Here is a 16,439-nt window from a genome sequence, read left to right on the forward strand (position 1 = left end):
TACCGGGCGGTGTCGCGTAGAATCGACGGACGATGGATGAGGACGAGTTCGAGGACTACGACCGCGAGGTCGAGCTGGCACTGTACCGGGAGTACCGCGACGTCGTCTCGCAGTTCTCGTACGTCGTCGAGACCGAGCGGCGCTTCTACCTCGCCAACGAGGTCGAGCTGGTCCGCCGCGACACCGAGCACGACTTCTACTTCGAGCTGACCATGCGCGACGTGTGGGTCTGGGACGTCTACCGCTCCGACCGCTTCGTGAAGTCGGTCCGAGTCCTCACCTTCAAGGACGTCAACGTCGAGGAGCTCTCCCGCAAGGAGTTCGAGCTCCCGAAGGAGCTCGCCCTCGACGAGTAGGGCTTGCGGCCCGCTGCTGGATCCTCGTTTCCTGGCTCAGGCCGCCTCGCTCACACGAGCAGATGCATGCATCCTCGATGCGCCCGCGCAGGGCTGCTCGACCAGCTTGAGGTTGCGGCCGCGCCCTTCCCCTCACTGCCGAGACGCGGAGCGGTTTCGCCGCTGGGGACGCCCTCTCAGGGCGACGCCAGCGGCGAACGCGCATCACTTCGGGAGGATGCCGAGGCCCGCGATGCGGACGGCTCGGCCCGACTCGAGGGACCGGTTGCCCGCGATCCCGACGGCGATCGAGCGCAGGCCGTCGCGGTAGTCGGCGGCGCGGCCGAGCGGGTCGTCGTCGGCGCCGCGGAAGAGGTCCTGCAGCATCCGCTCGTCTCCGCCGCCGTGCCCGCCGGCAGAGCTGTGGATCGGGACCTCCCGAGCCGCCTCCCAGTGCCGCTGCAGCAGCAACCGCTCGCTGTCCGGGCGCGGGCCGTAGGCGGCCGGCGCCGCGCCCTCGAGCGACGGGTCGACCGCGATCCGGCCGTCCGCGCCCGGCAGCACGGCGCCGCGCTCGACCACGTCGAGCTCCACCCGCCCGTGCGTGCCGTTGATCGCGACGCGGTAGCCCTCCCACGGGGAGTGCGCGTTCAGCGCATAGCTCAGCGTCGCGCCGCCGCGGTAGTCGACGACCAGAGCCAGGTTGTCCTCGATCGTGATGCCCACATCGAAGGCCGACTGGTCGCGCCGGTAGCCGTCGTGGTGCTCGGCGTCGAGGTAGAGAGCGCGCAGACGCCGATCTCGGCGGAGGTCGAGGGCGAAGGGGTCGGCGGCCGACGCGTCGTCGCTGCCGCGATCACGGCTCACCCTCCGCCCGTGGCGCTCAGCGTTCTCCGCCCCGTAGAAGCGGAGCCCGCCCGAGGCGAAGACGCGCTCGGGGACGTCGTCGATCCACCAGTTGACCAGGTCGAAGTGGTGCGAGGCCTTGTGCACGAGCAGTCCGCCCGAGACGGCCTTGTCGCGGTGCCAGCGGCGGAAGTAGTCGGCACCGTGCGCGGTATCGAGGAGCCATTCGAAGGCGACCGAGGTGACCGTGCCGATCGCCCCGCCCGCGACGAGCTCCTTCAGGGCGGAGTTGCGCGGGGAGTAGCGGTAGTTGAAGGTGACCACCGGGGTGCGGCCGGTGGCGCGGGCCGACTCGGCGACGAGTCGGGCGCCCGCCTCGTCGATGGTCAGCGGCTTCTCCACGACGACGTCGACTCCCGCGCGCAGGCAGCGGTCGAGGAAGCCGGCGTGAGTGACGTCCGGCGTGGTGACGATCACGCGGTCGACGTGCTCCTCGGCGAGGACGCGCTCGAGGTCGTCCGGCCCGGCGAGCCGAGGTCGGTCTGGTGCGCCGTGGCGCAGCGTGGTCTCCGCCGCGTACTCGGCCCGGCTCGGGTTGGCCTCGACGATCGCGACGAGCTCGGCCACCTCGGCGTGCGGGCCGGCGATCGCCCGGAGGTACATCTCGGCGCGGTGACCGGAGCCGATCAGGGCGTAGCGGAGGCGGCTGGTCGTCATGGCGGGGAGTCTTTCCGTCGGGGAGGGCGTTGCGCGCTCCGGGGTCGATGTGCTCACAGGGTCAGCTCGAGAGGTCGGGGGATGCCGTCGACATCGATCTCGGGCCAGGCGCTGTCGCGGGTGAGGACGGTGATCCGATCGCCGTCGACGACGACGGTGTCCTCGATCTTGGCGGCGGGAGCGGACGGGTTCCAGGCGAAGGCCTGCCCGTCTTGCACCCGATCGGCCGTGTCCGGAGTCGCCCGCGGGTCGCGGCCGGCGTAGCCCGCCGCGCCGCCCTGGTGGTGGCGGGTCCACTCGTCCGTCGCGAAGCCGTGCCGCGGGTAGGCGGCGGCGGCCGCGGCGAGGATCGAGCGCAGGGTCGCCCCGGCGCGGGTGGCGCGAAGGACGTCGGCCTCGACGGCGCGGAGGGCGGCCGCTCGATCGGTGGCCCGCGTGTCCTCCGGGGTGAAGCGGATCCAGCGGCTGAGGTTCGCGATGAGGCCGTGGCGGCGCGCGCAGAGAACCACCATCGTCCGCTCGCCCAAGCGCTGCCGTGTGGGCAGCGGGTGGCGGTGCCCGAGGCGCTCGGCTCCCGCGACCAGCACGACCGCCGGATCCGCGCCGAGAGCGACGACAGCCCCGCTGATCCGCGCGGCGAGGGAGCGCTCGGTCTCGTCGGGATGCGCATCGCTGAGCTCGCGGGTCAGCACGGCCGCGGCGTCGCGGCAGAGTGCGGCGTATCGGTCCCGCTCGGCGGGGAGCAGGGCGGCGCGGGCGGCGCGCAGCGGCGCGGCGAGCGATTCCTCCCGATGGATCGTCTGAGGGCCTGCCGCCCGGGAGCCGGGCGGCGGGAGGAGCGGCGCGTGCCAGGGGACCGCCTCGAGGGCGAGCCCGGGGAGGCCGCCCAGCTCCTCGGCGACGAGGCGGTCGAGCTCGTTGTCGAAGACGCGGACGAGGTCGCGGTCGCGCTCGACGAGCACGGCGGCGATCGGGGCGCCGAGCAGGCTGGTGTGCACGCGGGCACCCTCGAGATACCAGGACAGCGCGGTGGCCGAGGTCAGCGCGATCGCGTCCCCGCCGGCCTCCTCCAGCAGAGCGAGCAGCCGCTGGCGCTTGATGCGGTGATCCGCGGCGCTCACAGCGTCACCTCGACGGGGCCGAAGGTCGCGGTGCCGGTGCCGCGCGCGGCGAGCCCCCACTCCGCTCCGGTCCAGCGGCGGCCCTCGAGAGCGAACGGACGGCCGACGGGAGAGCCGTCGACGAGGAAGCTCGCGCTGCCGCCGGCGAACCGGACGCCGATCCGGCGGCCTGCGGCGACCGGCTCGATCGAGTCGCCGTTCGCGATCGCCGCTCCGTCGACGCCGAGCCGCAGCTCGCGGGTCTCCCCGTCGACGATCACGAAGGCGGCCGCCGCGCCGTCGGTGGCGAGCACCTCGACCTCCACGGCGGAGTGCGCGCCGTCGAGGGGGCGCAGCAGCGCGGCCTCCGGGTGCGCGACGAGCACGAGGCGACCGCCGCCGACGGACGCGACGATCTTCGCTGGGTCCGTGCCGCGGGAGTGCCAGGCCGGGCTCGGACGCTCGGCGAGGAAGTCGTCGCCGCCTCGGGCCGCCGGCGGGGAAGCGGCGCCGCCGTCCGGGGTGTCCCACTCGGCCACCGGGGTGCCGACTCCGCCCGCACCGACGGAACCGATCCGTGGCCAGCCGTCCGCGCCCCAGCTCAGCGGTTGCAGGTGCAGGACCCGCCCGAGCGCAGTGCGCGCCTGGAAATGCAGGAACCACTCCTCGCCGCCCTCGCCGACGATCCAGGCGCCCTGGTGCGGCCCGTTGACGGGAGAGTCGCCCTGCTCGAGCACGAGGCGGTGCTCCCACGGCCCGTCCCAGCCGGGTGCGCGGAAGGCGTACTGCCAGCCGGTGGCGACGCCGCCCGCGGGTGCGAGGATCCAGAGCACGCCGTCGCGCCGGTACGCCTTCGGGCCCTCGAGGGTCGAGCAGCCCTCGATCCGATCGCCGTCGATGACGACGTGGGAGGGGCCGAGCGCTCGGGTCAGCGCCGGGTCGACCTCGAACACGTCGAGCCGGTTGGCGAAGCCGGCCCGGGACCGAGCCCAGCCGTGCACGATGCGGGCCGTGCCGTCGTCCTCCCAGAGCGGGCAGGCGTCGATGATCCCCTTCGCCGGCAGCACGAGCCGGGGAGGCGACCAAGGACCCTCGAGCGCGGGAGCGTCGACCACGAGCACGCCGCGATCGGGGTCGCCCCAGACGATGAAGAGCCGGCCGCCGTGCTCGCGCAGGCTCGGCGCCCACACTCCGCCGTCGTGCGGCGCGTCCTCCCGGTAGCCGCCGGCGTGGCCGACGGGCGTCCAGGTCATCAGGTCGTCGGAGCGCCAGAGCGGCAGGCCGGGAGCGCGGTCGAAACTCGACGCGATCAGTGCCCAACCACCCGTGGACAGCGCGATCGCATCCGGGTCGGGGACATCGTGATCGAGGATCGGATTGCGGTAGCGGGAGCGGATGGGGCGGTCGTCGGGCATCGTCGCCTTTCGTGTTCGACAGCTGTTGGCACCTCGGGTACCTGCTGCTACAGTACGTGAGAAACCGGTTTCTCGGTACCGACCGCTCAACGAGGAGTAGCACATGTCACGACCATTCCCGCAGAGGACGCTCCGGGTCTTCGGCGCCGGCGCCGTCGCCCTCGGCCTGGCGGTGGGCACCAGTGCCTGCTCCGGTGCCGCCCCCGAGGCTGCGGAGGGGGAGTCCGGTCCGGTCACGATCTCCTTCCAGTGGTGGGGCAACGACGAGCGCGCCGAGCTGACCGAGGCCGCCATCGACGTCTTCGAGAAGAAGAACCCCGACGTCACCGTGGAGACCTCCTTCTCGGCGATCGACTCCTACATCCCCAAGCTCGCGACGCAGATCGCCTCCGGGTCGCAGCCCGACCTCTTCCTCATCCCGATGGAGTCGGTGAAGGAGTACACCCAGAAGCAGGCCACCACCGACATCACCGACTACATCGGCGACGTCATCTCCGTCGATGCCATCCCCGAGACCACGCAGAAGATCGGCCAGATCGACGGCAGGACCTACGGCTTCACCCTCGGCACCGCGACCTACGGCTGGGCCTACGACCCCAATCAGTGGGCGGCCGCCGGGCTGGAGACCCCCGACGAGAACTTCACCTGGGACGACCTCAAGGAGGCGGGCGCCGCGATCCGCGAGGCGACCGGCGGCGCGAAGGCCGCGATCAGCGACCCGGGCGGCTACATCGCTCTCTTCTCCACCTGGCTGAGCCAGCAGGACAAGCTGCTCTTCACCGAGGAGGGCGAACTCGGCTTCACCGAGAAGGACCTGCTCGGCTGGTTCGACCTGATGGAGGAGCTCCGCGACTCCGGCGCCTCGACCGACCCGCAGACCACCTCGACGATCGACCAGAGCATGCAGAACTCGGGCTTCGCGCGGGGACTGGCCAGTGGCGAGTTCATCGCCGCCTCGATCACCGGCGCTTTCGTCGACACGCTCGGTGAGGGCAACGTCGCGCTCGCGCCGATGCCTACCGACACAGGAGTCATCGGCCTCGGCATGGCCGGCACGAACGTCGCCGCGATCTCGCCCGACTCGGATCACCCCGAGGCGGCCGCCGCGTTCCTCGACTTCCTGATCAACGACCCGGAGGCGGCCGAGATCCTCAAGCTCAGTCGCGGCATCCCGCTGAACAGCGACAACTACGCGACGCTGGCGCCCACGCTCGGCGGCGGCGACAAGATCGTCAACGACTTCGTCGAGAAGTATCAGCCGCAGTTCTCGGACCCGGCGCCGCTGGCGCCTCCGGGAGTGAGCACACTGCCCGCTGACTTCACCCTCGCCTACGAGGGCATCACCTTCGGGCAGCAGTCGAACCAGGACGCCGCGAAGGCGCTCTACGCGTCCTTCGAGGCCGCGATCTCGTGACCCGGCGGTCAGCAGGGTCGTCCCGAGCGGCGATCCCGTCCCGATCCCACGAGTCGCGGACGGCCTGTTCGCGGACGTCCGGCGCACGGACGGAGGAGGAGCGATGACCGTCACAGAGAAGCCCGTTCGCCCGGCCGCGCTCCAGCCCGCTCCGGTCGCGCCCGCTCGCCCGAAGCGCGCGAAGCTGCGATCGGAGGGCGCCGCCTGGGTGTTCCTCTCGCCGTGGGTGATAGGGGCCGCCCTGCTGACCATCGGGCCGATGATCGCCTCGCTCGTCCTCTCCTTCACGAACTACGACCTGTTCACCCAGCCGGAGTTCGTCGGCTTCGCGAACTACGAGCGGATGCTGACCGAGGATCCACGCTTCTGGAAGTCGGTCGGCGTCACCCTCACCTACGTCGCGGTCGCGGTTCCGGTCAAACTCGGCCTCGCGCTCGGCGTGGCGCTGCTGCTCAACCGGCCGCGCCGCGGGCAGGGTTTCTACCGCTCGGCTTTCTACGCGCCGTCGCTCCTCGGTGCGAGCGTCGCGGTCGCGATCGTGTTCCGCACGCTCTACGCCCAGGACGGCGTCGTCGACTCCGGTCTCGGGCTGGTCGGCCTCGACCTCGGCGGGTGGATCTCGAACCCGTCGCTCGCGCTCTACGTGCTGGTCTCGCTCGCGGTCTGGCAGTTCGGCGCCCCGATGGTGATCTTCCTCGCCGGGCTCAAGCAGGTGCCGTCGGAGCTCTACGACGCGGCGTCCGTCGACGGCGCGGGCAAGTGGCGCAGCTTCTGGTCGGTCACCTGGCCGATGCTCTCCCCCGTTCTGTTCTTCAACCTCGTGCTCGAGATGATCGGCGCGTTCCAGTCGTTCACCTCGGCCTACGTGGTCAGCGGCGGCCGCGGCGGACCGATCGACTCGACGCTCTTCTACACGCTCTACCTCTACGACCGGGCGTTCACGGCGTTCGACATGGGCTATGCCTCCGCGATGGCGTGGTTCCTGCTGATCGTGATCGCGATCGTCACGGCGCTCATCTTCCGGAGTTCCCGGGGCTGGGTCCACTACGCAGGAGACGAACGATGACCGCCACCCTCGAGCGCGGGATGCAGGCGCCCCCCGCGCCGGTCGCCGCGCACCGCACCCGTCCCCTCCGTGCGCGGCTCGGCTCCGTCGCCTGGCACGTCTTCTCCTTCGCCCTGCTCGCCGTGCTGCTCTACCCGGTGCTCTGGCTGGTCGGCTCCGCCTTCAAGCCGGGCACGGAGATCCTGACCAATCCGACGCCGATCCCACAGCAGTTCACACTGGAGAACTTCGAGATCGCGGTGCAGGGCGTCGCCGGGCTCAGCCTCGGCCAGCTGCTCGGCAACTCGCTGACCATCTCGGCGCTGTCGGTGATCGGAAACGTGGTCAGCTGCGCGCTGGCCGCCTACGCCTTCGCCCGGCTGCGCTTCCGCGGCCGGGGGCTGCTCTTCGCCTTCATGATCTCGACGATCATGCTGCCGATGCACGTCGTGCTGATCCCGCAGTTCATCATCTTCAACGAGCTCGGTATGGTCGGCACATTCCTGCCCCTGGTCCTGCCGAAGTTCTTGGCGACCGAGGCGTTCTTCGTCTTCCTGATGGTGCAGTTCATCCGGGGGATCCCGCGGGAGCTCGACGAGGCCGCGTTCATCGACGGCGCAGGTCCCTATCGCTCGTTCTGGTCGATCATCCTGCCGCTGATGCGGCCGGCGCTGATCACGACGACGATCTTCTCGTTCATCTGGAGCTGGGACGACTTCTTCCCCCAGTTGATCTACTTGAACAGGCCGGAGTCCTTCACGTTGCAGATGGGTCTGCGCCTCTTCGTCGATCAGACCAGCGCCTCGGCGTTCGGGCCGATGTTCGCGATGAGCGTTCTGGCGATCCTGCCCGTGGTGATCTTCTTCGCACTCTTCCAGCGGTACCTCGTCGACGGGGTCGCGACGTCGGGCCTCAAGGGATGAGCGGGGCAGGGCTGAGGACGGTGGGAGCGCGCGCCCCGCGGCGCCGCAGCGCACTCGATCCGCACTCCGGCACCTTCGCCGCCTTCGCGGACGTGCTCTACGCCGGGGTCCTCGTCTTCGCGCTCTCGCTGCCGGTCGTCACCGGCTTCGCCGCCTTCGGTGCGGGCGTGGCGGCGTTGCGCGAGGCACGCGAGAACGATGGTCATGTGACGATCGGCTCGGTGTGGCGGGCATTCGTCCGGCGGCTGCGCCGTCCGGTCACCCAGTTGCTGCTGCCGGCCGTGGTGACGGCGCTGCTCGCGCTCGATCTGCTCGTGCTGCCGTTCCTGGGGGCCGACCCGACGCTCGCCGCCGCCGTTCCGATCGTCCTCGCCTCGGTCGCCGGAGCCGTCGCGCTCCGCGTCGCCGGGGCGTGGCGCGACGACGCGTCGGCGACGCGGATCCTCGGGATCGCCTGGCGGCGGATGTCCGACGACGCGGCGGGCACCGTGGTGCTCGTCCTCGCGGTGGCCTCCGCCGGTGCCGTCATCGCCGTCGTGCCGCTGCTGATCGTCGTGATGGCGGGTCCACTCGCCCTCGCGGCGCTGGCGATGGATCGCGACGGGGCGGTGAGTCGATGATCGTCGACGATCCGCGGACCCGGCGCGTGATCGTGGTGTCCGACGTCGCGAACGAGGCGGACGACCAGTTCGCGGTCGTGCACGCCCTGCTCTCGCCGTCGCTCGACATCCGCGGCATCGTGGCCTCGCACTTCGGCGACTCGCGCTCGCCGCGGTCGATGCTCGACTCGCGGGCCGAGTTGGATCTGCTGCTCGAGCTGATGGGACGCGCCGGGAGGGTGAAGGTCGCGAACGGCGCCGCAGAGGCGCTGCCGAGCGAGGTCGAGGCGCGGGACAGCCCTGGTGCCCGGCTGATCATCCAGGAGGCTCGGCGCACCGATGCCGGTCCGCTCTTCATCGCGCTGCTCGGTCCACTGACCGACCTCGCGAGCGCCCTGCTGCTCGCGCCAGACATCGCGCGGACCGACACGACCGTGATCTGGATCGGCGGCCCGCCCTACGGCGACCTGGAGTGGCGCGGGACCTGGCCTGAGTTCAACCTGCGCAACGACATCGCCGCGGCGAACGTCGTCTTCGGCTCGGGGATCACGATCCAGCAGGTGCCGGCGAACATCTACCGGCTGGTCAGCGTCGGCTATGCCGAGCTGCGCCGCCGGGTCGAGCCGCACGGGCGCCTGGGCGAGCACCTGGTCCAGACGGTCGCGGACTTCAACCGCGAGCACCACCGGGTACCGGTGGAGTCGCGCTCGCTCGGCGACTCGCCCGCGATCGCGCTGATGCTCGATCCGTGGTGCGCGGTGTTCCGGCGGCAGTCGCCGGTGCGGTTCACCGAGACCGGGCACTGCGTCCCGGCGGGATCGGGCTCGGCGTTCTCGGTCGTCGAGCAGATCGACGTGCGGTACCTGCTCGAGGACATGTTCGCCAAGCTGGCCGAGTTCGCCGAGGAGGGCTGATCTTCAGCGCGGGGCCGGGCCCGAGCTCGCGCGGACGCGGAGCCCACCCTCGAGCCAGAGCGGGCCGGGCACGTCGAGCCCGTCGATCGCGAGCCGGAGCCGCCGCCAGGTCTGCACGCCGAGCTCGTCCTGGGGCACCGACACGGTGGTCAGCGTCGGCTCGCTGAACCGCGCGTAGGGGATGTCGTCCACCCCGACGACCGAGAGCTGCTCAGGAACCCCGACGCCGAGCTCGCGGAGCCGGGAGAGCAGGCCCAGGGCGGTGAGGTCGTTGAAGGCGACCACTCCGGTCGCACCCGACTCGAGCACGCTCTCGGCGCTCGACCAGCCGTCGTCGAGGCTCGAGCCGATGGTCCGGCGGTCGATGCGCAACTGCGGATGTCGCTGCTCGGCGATGTCGAGCCCGGCGATCCGCAGCCGGTTGGACGCGCTGGTGACCGGTCCGCCCAGGTAGACGAGGTGGCGGTGCCCGAGCCCGGCCAGGTGATCGACGACGAGGTTGACGGCCTGGCCGTAGTCCATCGCCACCTGCGGCACTCCGTCGGCGTCCACGATCCGGTTGACGAGCGCCACCGGTCCGGTCTCGCCGACGATGCCGTCGAGCCGCTCGGCGCTCATCCGCGGGGCACAGAGGATCAGGGCGTCGCAGCGCCGCCGGGCCTCGACGGCGGCATCAGGTTCCGCGCCCGCCTGCTCCTGGGTGTCGCCGACGAGCACCCGGTAGCCGTCCTCCGCCGCCGCGCGGGTGACACCGCGCAGGATCGCCTGGAACATCGGGTTGCCCAGATCCGGCACCACGACCGCGACGGTGTGGGTGCGTCCGAGCGAGAGGTTGCGGGCCAGCTCGCTCGGCCGGTAGTCGAGGCGCGCGGCGGCTTCGCGCACCCTCTCCGCGATGACTGGATCGACGGTGCTGCGTGCGTTCATCACCCGCGAGACAGTCGCGCGGGAGACGCCGGCGGCTGACGCGACGTCGGCGATCCTCGCCGGCCGTGCCTGGTCTGCTGTGCTCATGTGAGCCTCCCGGTATGCCGCGACCCATTGTCGCGGATCCGCTTGCTGCGAGGGTAGCTGAGCGCTACGGTGAGTGAGAAACCGGTTTCTCGCATGTCACTGACATCGCCGGCAAGAGGAGGCGGCGGATGCGCATCGCAGTGACGGGAGCGGCCGGGCGGCTGGGACGGAGCGTCGTGGCGGTGCTGAGCGCGGCCGGCCACGACGTGCATCCGTTGGACAGAGTCCTCAGTGACCAGCCGCGTGCTCGGGCGGTCGACCTGCTCGATCCGCTCGCGACGCGGGAGCTGCTCGCGGCACTCTCGCCCGACGCGGTGATCCACCTCGCGGCGATCGCCGTCCCTTTCAGCGCCCCGGAGCAGGAGATCTTCACCGTCAACACCGCGATGGCCTTCACCGTGATCGAGGCGGCCGTCTCGGCGGGGGCGCGTTTCGTGCTCGCCGCGTCCAGCCCCACCGTGCTGGGCTACGGCGTCGCCGGCTGGACACCCGAGCGGCTCCCGCTGGACGAGTCCGTCCCGGTCGCGCCCGCGAACGCCTACTCTCTGTCCAAGATCTGCGTCGAGGAGACGATCGCCACCTTCGCCCGCGTGCACGAAGGAGTGCGGTTCGCCTCCTTCCGACCCTGCTTCGTGGTGTCCCCGGAGGAGTGGCGCGGCGCCCGCACGCAGCAGGGCCACTCGATCCTCGACCGGCTGCAGACCCCCGAGCTGGCGGCCGTATCGCTCTTCAACTACGTCGACGCCCGCGATGTCGGCGACTTCGCCGACTGCTGGCTCGCGGCCGACTCCGCTCCGAGCGGCGCCTGCTACTTCGTCGGTGCTCAGGACGCACTGGCCGCGCGGCCGCTCGCCGAGCTCCTCCCCGAGCACCTGCCGACCACCGCGCTCGCCGCCGCCGGTCTGCTGGGCACCGCGCCGGCCTTCGACAGCTCGGCCGCGGCCCGCGACACCGGCTGGACGGCCCGCCGCTCCTGGCGCACCGAACTCGACTCCGACTCGCTCGCCGCCGTCCGCGCGCTCGAGCCCGCCCTCTCGCAAAGGACCTCCTCATGACGCTCCCCTTCCGCGACGGACCGCTCTACTTCCCTGTGACGGCGTTCGACGCCGAGGGCGAGGTGGACCTCGACGCGACGGCGCAGGTGCTCGCGCGTGGGCTCGAGCACGGCCCGGGCGGGGTTTTCCCCGCCTGCGGGACCGGCGAGTTCCACGCGCTCTCCAGTGCCGAGTCGCTCGCGGTCGCGCGCGCGAGCGTCGAGGTCGTCGCCGGCCGCGTGCCGGTGGTGGCAGGTGTCGGCGGACCGATCGGTCAGGCCGTCGCCTCCGCCCGCGCCCTCGAGAAGGCCGGGGTCGACGGCCTGCTGCTGCTGCCGCCCTACCTCGTCGGCGCGACGCAAGAGGGGCTCGGGCGGTACGTGGGGGCCGTTGCCGGCGCCTCCTCGCTCCCCGTCGTCGTCTACCACCGAGGTAGCGCGGTGTTCTCGGCCGCGACCTTCGCCCGGCTCGTGGCCGAGCACTCGACGATCGCCGGCTTCAAAGACGGGGTCGGCGACGTCGCCCTCGCGCAGGAGATCGTGCTCGCCGCCCGCGCCGTCCGCGACGATCTGCAGTTCTTCAACGGCCTGCTCACCGCGGAGGCGAGCCAGGTCGCCTACCGCGCCCTCGGCATCCCGCTCTACTCCTCCGCGGTCTTCGCGATGGCCCCTGCCATCGCGAACGCCTTCTATCGCGCGTACACGGCGGGGGATCAGGCCGAGTGCGACCGCCTCCTGACCGGGTTCTACCACCCGCTGGTGCGGCTTCGGGACACGACGCCCGGCTACGCCGTCGCGCTGATCAAGGCGGGATTGCGCCTCAGCGGCGCGGCCGTGGGCGGGGTCCGGCCGCCGCTGACCGACCCGGGGGAGGAGCACCTCGCGCGCCTGCACGAGCTGCTGCGCGCGGGCGAGGAGCTCGTCGCCGCATGAGCACGATCGCGGCGATCCGCCTCCGCCCGATCTCGGCGCGCATGCCCCGCCCCTGGGTTCCCTCGGCGCCCGACCTGCACCTGGTGCGGGTGGACGTCGAGGACTCGGACGGTCGGCGCGGCACCGGTTTCTCCTGGACGCCCACGATCGGGGCGAGCGCTGTCGCGGCGCTGCTCCGCGATGACATCACCCGCTTCGCCGTCGGCCGCGACACCGATCCGGCCGCGCTGTGGCCGGAGCTCTGGGCGCACTTGCATGAGGCGGGCGGCGGTGGGATCACGACGATCGCGATGGCCGGCCTCGATCTCGCGCTCTGGGACCTCCGCGCGTGCACCTCGGGTGTCGGGCTGCCCGATCTGCTCGTCCGGCGCCAGGATCGGCTGCCCGTCTACGGCTCAGGCGTGAACCTGCACTACGGCGAGGACGAGCTGGCCGCGCAGGTGCGGCGCTGGCTCGCGCGCGGGCTCGACGCCGTGAAGATCAAGGTCGGCAAGCCGGACCTCGGCGAGGACGTCGCCCGGGTCGGACTCGTCCGCGACCTGATCGGGCCGGACCGAATGCTGATGATCGACGCGAACCAGCGCTGGGGACTCGAGCAGGCCGTCCGCGCGGTCGACGCGCTCGCCTGCTTCGATCCGGAGTGGATCGAGGAGCCGTTGCGCTCCGACGACACGGTCGGCTACCGCCGGCTGGCCGAGCGGATCCACGTTCCGATCGCCCTCGGAGAGAACCTGCACACGATCCACCGCTTCCGGGAGGCCATCGAGGCCGGCTTCGCCGGCGTCGTGCAGCCGAACGTCATCCGGGTCGGGGGCATCACGCCGTTCCTCGAGATCGCCGCCCTGGCCGACGCGGCCGGCGTCACCGTCGCTCCGCACCTGCTGCCGGACCTCTCGGCGCAGCTCGCCGTCACCCGTGCTCGACCGACCTGGGTGGAGGACGTCGAGGAAGCGGGATTCGATGCGCTCGGTGTCCTCGAGGCGTGGTCGCCCGTGCGGATCAGCGGAGCGACGGCGGAGGTCCGCTCCGTGCTCGGTCTCGGGCTCGCTCTTCGGGCGCCAGCGGAGGCGGGGCGCGAGAGCTCGATCCGCGATCAGCCGAGCCACGAACACCCGACCGTCGAACCCTCGATCCTCGAACCTCAGGAGACTCCGTGACCCTCACCACAGCTTCGACCTCGCTCGACGCCCTGCTCGACCGTTCCGTCGAGGCCGCGCGCGCCCTCCGGACGATCCCCGATGCCGAACGCGCCGAGTTCCTCGAGGCGGTGGCCGACGCCCTCGACTCCGCCCGCGACGAGCTCGTCGCGATCGCGCACGAGGAGACACATCTTGCGCCCGTGCGGCTCACCGGCGAGGTCGCTCGGACCACCGGGCAGCTGCGGCTGTTCGCGGCAGTGGTCCGCGAGGGCTCGTTCCGCGAGGCGATCATCGACCACGCGGCCGCTGAGGCCGTCCCGCCGCGGCCGGACCTCCGACGTATCCTGGTGCCTTTGGGCCCGGTCGCGAACTTCGCGGCGTCGAACTTCCCGTTCGCCTTCTCGATCGCGGGCGGCGACACCGCCGCGGCGCTCGCCGCCGGCTGCCCCGTCATCGTCAAGGGCCACAGCGGCCACCCGGGGCTGTCCCGGCGAACGGCCGAGATCGTGACGGAGGCGCTCCTCACCGCAGGCGCGCCCGAGGGCGTCTTCGCGCTGGTCGAGGGCCGCGAGGCCGGCACCGCGCTCGTCGCCCACCCCAGCATCCGCGCAGCGTCGTTCACCGGCTCGGTCACAGGCGGCCGCGCACTCTTCGACATCGCGACCGGCCGACCCGACCCGATCCCGTTCTACGGCGAGCTCGGCAGCGTGAACCCGGTCGTCGTCACTCCGGCCGCGAGCGCCGCCCGGGCGGAGGAGCTGGGTCTCGGCCTGGCCGGATCGTTCACGCTCGGCGCCGGCCAGTTCTGCACCAAGCCCGGGATCGTCTTCGTTCCCGAGGGCAGTGGGATCCCCGCTGTCGCCGCGGAGAGTGCGGCCGGTGCCGCCGCCGCCGAACTGCTCACTCCGTCGATCGGCGACGCGTTCACCCGCGGTTGGGCCGAGCTCGCCGCTCTGGACGGGGTGGAGGTCCTGACCGAGGCGACGTCGGGTTCCGACGGCGTCACCCCGGGTCTCGTCCGCGTGCCGCTTGCAGTCCTGCTCGCGGAGCCGCTGCTGCGCGAGGAGCTGTTCGGTCCTGCGACGCTGCTCGTCACCTACGCGGAGCTCGACGACGTGGTCGCGGCGCTCGCGGCGTTCGAGGGCTCGCTCACCGGCACCGTGCACGCCGAGCCGGGGGAGGACGTCGAGGGGCTCGTCGCCGTGCTCGCGGAGCGGGTCGGCCGGGTCCTCTTCGGTGGCTGGCCGACGGGCGTGGCCGTGACCTGGTCGCAGCAGCACGGCGGTCCCTGGCCCGCCACCACCTCGCTGTTCACCTCGGTCGGCGCGACGAGTGTCCGTCGATTCCAGCGGCCGATCGCGTTCCAAGACGCTCCGGAGGCACTCCTGCCGCCCGAGCTGCGCGACGACGCGGTGCCCGGCCTGCCGCGCCGGGTCGACGGCGTGCTCGTCCCGGGCGACGCTCGATGATCGCGGTCGGCGGCGTCCTCGAGTTGACGTTCACCGGCCCGGAGGAGCGGATCCCCGCCGACCGCACGCCACTGACGGTGCTGTTCCGGCACGCCGAGATCTCGGTCGGCGTGCCGGGGTTCTGGGACGGCGACAACGTCTACCGGGTGCGCTTCAGTCCACCGCTCGAGGGGGAGTGGTCGTGGAGGGCGTCGAGCGAGGCAGCGGAACTGGACGGCGTCTCGGGATCCTTCGCCTCCGGTCCGCGCGAATCGCCGGGCGCCATCGGAGTCGTCGACGCACACCACTTCGCCCACGCCGACGGGACACCGTTCCGCCCGGTCGGCGCCACCGTCTACAACTGGCTGCACCAGCCCGACGAGCGGCTCGCCGCGACGGTGACCGCGATCGCCGACGCCGGCTTCACCAAGCTGCGCTTCCTGGTCTTCCCGCAGGCCGGCGACCGCGTCGAGCACGTGCCCGACCTGCTTCCGTTCGAGAAGGACGCGGACGGCCACTGGGACGCCTCGCGGCCGGTCGTCGCCTTCTTCCAGCGCCTCGACCGCGCGGTCGCCGCGCTCGACGCGCACAGCATCCAGGCCGACGTGCTGATGCTGAACGCGTACGACTCCGCCGCCGCGTTCGGCCTCGACGGGCTGACGGAGGAGCAGGACGCCGCCTACCTCCGCTACCTCGTCGCCCGGCTCTCCGCGGCGCCGAACGTCTGGTGGTCACTCTGCAACGAGTTCGACCTGCTGCCGCGTCCCGTCGAGCGGTGGACTCGCGCGGGCGAGCTCGTCGCCGCGGTCGATCCGCACCAGCGCCTGCGCTCGATCCACCAGTGGATGGAGTTCTACGACCACAACAAGGCCTGGGTGACGCACGCGTCGATCCAGAACGGGGCGGCGACGGAGGAGTTCGGCCGCGCCTCGCTCTACCGCGACGCTTACCGCAAACCGGTCGTCCTCGATGAGATCAAGTACGAGGGCGACATCCCCGACCGCTGGGGTCGGCTCAGCGGCGAGGAGCTCGTGCACCGCTTCTGGGTCGCGACGGTCGCCGGCTGCTATGCCTCGCACGGCGAGAGCTTCGTCACCGAGAGCGGCAGCCTGCACATGGTCGAGGGCGGCGAGCTGCGGGGGACGAGCCCGGCGCGCCTGGGCTTCCTCCGCGGCATCCTCGACGAGCTCGTCGTGCCGGGTCTGGACCCGATCGACCGCTGGGACGACCCGGCGTACGTCGCGGGGGTGGCGCGTCGGCAGTACCTGCAGTACCTCGGGCGTTCTTCTCCGTCGTCGTGGACGTTCCGCCTGCCGCAGGGGAACACGGGGGAGCGGCTCGAGCCCGGCGACGCCTTCGAGGTCGATGTGATCGACACCTGGGCGATGACCGTGACGCCGGCCGGGCGGCGGTTCGTGCTGGGGGACGTGCAGCGGAACGACGCGTACGCCGTCGATGGGGAGGTGGCGTTGCCGGAGGGGGAGGCGCTGGTGTTGCGGATCACGCGAGTGGGATGACGCGGTCCTCGCGGGTCTCCTCCCCAGCGGCACATCTCGGGATCGCT

At 71.9% G+C, this 16,439-nt stretch carries 15 protein-coding genes; 11 read left to right on the forward strand and 4 right to left on the reverse strand.

Annotated features, from left to right (window positions below; translation table 11 throughout):
* The first annotated feature begins 32 nt into the window (after positions 1-32).
* The gene (locus EDF36_RS05440; RefSeq protein WP_056044100.1) at positions 33-356 is read left to right on the forward strand and encodes a DUF2469 family protein; all 324 of its coding nucleotides are present in this window, start codon (positions 33-35) and stop codon (positions 354-356) included.
* A 204-nt stretch (positions 357-560) separates the two neighbouring features.
* Here EDF36_RS05440 and EDF36_RS05445 read toward each other — a convergent pair whose 3' ends face one another.
* From EDF36_RS05445 to EDF36_RS05455, 3 genes are read right to left on the reverse strand one after another with little or no spacing between them, the layout of a single operon-like run.
* A complete protein-coding gene (locus tag EDF36_RS05445; protein WP_123732185.1) occupies positions 561-1,898 on the reverse strand; it encodes a Gfo/Idh/MocA family protein in 1,338 nt (445 codons plus the stop codon).
* Between the two features lie 53 nt (positions 1,899-1,951).
* Entirely contained in the window at positions 1,952-3,019 is a 1,068-nt protein-coding gene (locus EDF36_RS05450) for a Xaa-Pro peptidase family protein (protein ID WP_123732186.1), read from the reverse strand.
* Positions 3,016-4,413 carry a family 43 glycosylhydrolase gene (locus tag EDF36_RS05455; protein ID WP_185020375.1) on the reverse strand — a complete coding sequence of 466 codons (1,398 nt, stop codon included), beginning with the start codon at positions 4,411-4,413 and terminating at the stop codon, positions 3,016-3,018. Before EDF36_RS05455 ends, EDF36_RS05450 begins: the two co-directional genes overlap by 4 nt.
* Before the next feature lie 103 nt (positions 4,414-4,516).
* On the opposite strand from EDF36_RS05455, the gene EDF36_RS05460 reads away from it, so the two are divergent.
* From EDF36_RS05460 to EDF36_RS05480, 5 genes are all read left to right on the forward strand, one after another.
* Entirely contained in the window at positions 4,517-5,827 is a 1,311-nt protein-coding gene (locus EDF36_RS05460; RefSeq protein ID WP_123732188.1) for an ABC transporter substrate-binding protein, read from the forward strand.
* 103 nt (positions 5,828-5,930) lie between these two features.
* Complete coding sequence (locus EDF36_RS05465) at positions 5,931-6,893, forward strand: carbohydrate ABC transporter permease (protein ID WP_123732189.1); 963 nt, start codon at positions 5,931-5,933, stop codon at positions 6,891-6,893.
* Positions 6,890-7,795, forward strand: coding sequence for a carbohydrate ABC transporter permease (locus EDF36_RS05470; protein WP_123732190.1), 906 nt, complete (start codon positions 6,890-6,892; stop codon positions 7,793-7,795). The genes EDF36_RS05465 and EDF36_RS05470 overlap by 4 nt, the downstream gene beginning before the upstream one ends.
* Positions 7,792-8,415 carry a hypothetical protein gene (locus EDF36_RS05475; protein WP_148059973.1) on the forward strand — a complete coding sequence of 208 codons (624 nt, stop codon included), beginning with the start codon at positions 7,792-7,794 and terminating at the stop codon, positions 8,413-8,415. Before EDF36_RS05470 ends, EDF36_RS05475 begins: the two co-directional genes overlap by 4 nt.
* A complete protein-coding gene (locus EDF36_RS05480; protein ID WP_123732192.1) occupies positions 8,412-9,308 on the forward strand; it encodes a nucleoside hydrolase in 897 nt (298 codons plus the stop codon). Before EDF36_RS05475 ends, EDF36_RS05480 begins: the two co-directional genes overlap by 4 nt.
* 3 nt (positions 9,309-9,311) lie before the next feature.
* Here the strand turns inward: EDF36_RS05480 and EDF36_RS05485 are convergent, their stop codons facing one another.
* Entirely contained in the window at positions 9,312-10,322 is a 1,011-nt protein-coding gene (locus EDF36_RS05485; RefSeq protein WP_123732193.1) for a LacI family DNA-binding transcriptional regulator, read from the reverse strand.
* Positions 10,323-10,450: 128 nt separating this feature from the next.
* Here EDF36_RS05485 and EDF36_RS05490 point away from each other — a divergent pair, with 128 nt between their 5' ends.
* From EDF36_RS05490 to EDF36_RS05510, 5 genes are read left to right on the forward strand one after another with little or no spacing between them, the layout of a single operon-like run.
* Positions 10,451-11,377: an NAD(P)-dependent oxidoreductase gene (locus EDF36_RS05490; protein ID WP_123732194.1), complete on the forward strand. Its 927-nt coding sequence runs from the start codon at positions 10,451-10,453 to the stop codon at positions 11,375-11,377.
* The gene (locus EDF36_RS05495; protein WP_123732195.1) at positions 11,374-12,288 is read left to right on the forward strand and encodes a 5-dehydro-4-deoxyglucarate dehydratase; all 915 of its coding nucleotides are present in this window, start codon (positions 11,374-11,376) and stop codon (positions 12,286-12,288) included. Before EDF36_RS05490 ends, EDF36_RS05495 begins: the two co-directional genes overlap by 4 nt.
* Complete coding sequence (locus tag EDF36_RS05500) at positions 12,285-13,445, forward strand: mandelate racemase/muconate lactonizing enzyme family protein (RefSeq protein WP_123732196.1); 1,161 nt, start codon at positions 12,285-12,287, stop codon at positions 13,443-13,445. The genes EDF36_RS05495 and EDF36_RS05500 overlap by 4 nt, the downstream gene beginning before the upstream one ends.
* The gene (locus EDF36_RS05505) at positions 13,442-14,896 is read left to right on the forward strand and encodes an aldehyde dehydrogenase (NADP(+)) (protein WP_123732197.1); all 1,455 of its coding nucleotides are present in this window, start codon (positions 13,442-13,444) and stop codon (positions 14,894-14,896) included. Before EDF36_RS05500 ends, EDF36_RS05505 begins: the two co-directional genes overlap by 4 nt.
* Positions 14,893-16,392, forward strand: coding sequence for a DUF4038 domain-containing protein (locus tag EDF36_RS05510; RefSeq protein ID WP_123732198.1), 1,500 nt, complete (start codon positions 14,893-14,895; stop codon positions 16,390-16,392). The genes EDF36_RS05505 and EDF36_RS05510 overlap by 4 nt, the downstream gene beginning before the upstream one ends.
* Positions 16,393-16,439 lie beyond the last annotated feature (47 nt).

Origin of the sequence: Rathayibacter sp. PhB152, from assembly GCF_003751395.1 — a bacterium.
Taxonomy (GTDB): Bacteria; Actinomycetota; Actinomycetes; order Actinomycetales; family Microbacteriaceae; genus Rathayibacter; species Rathayibacter festucae.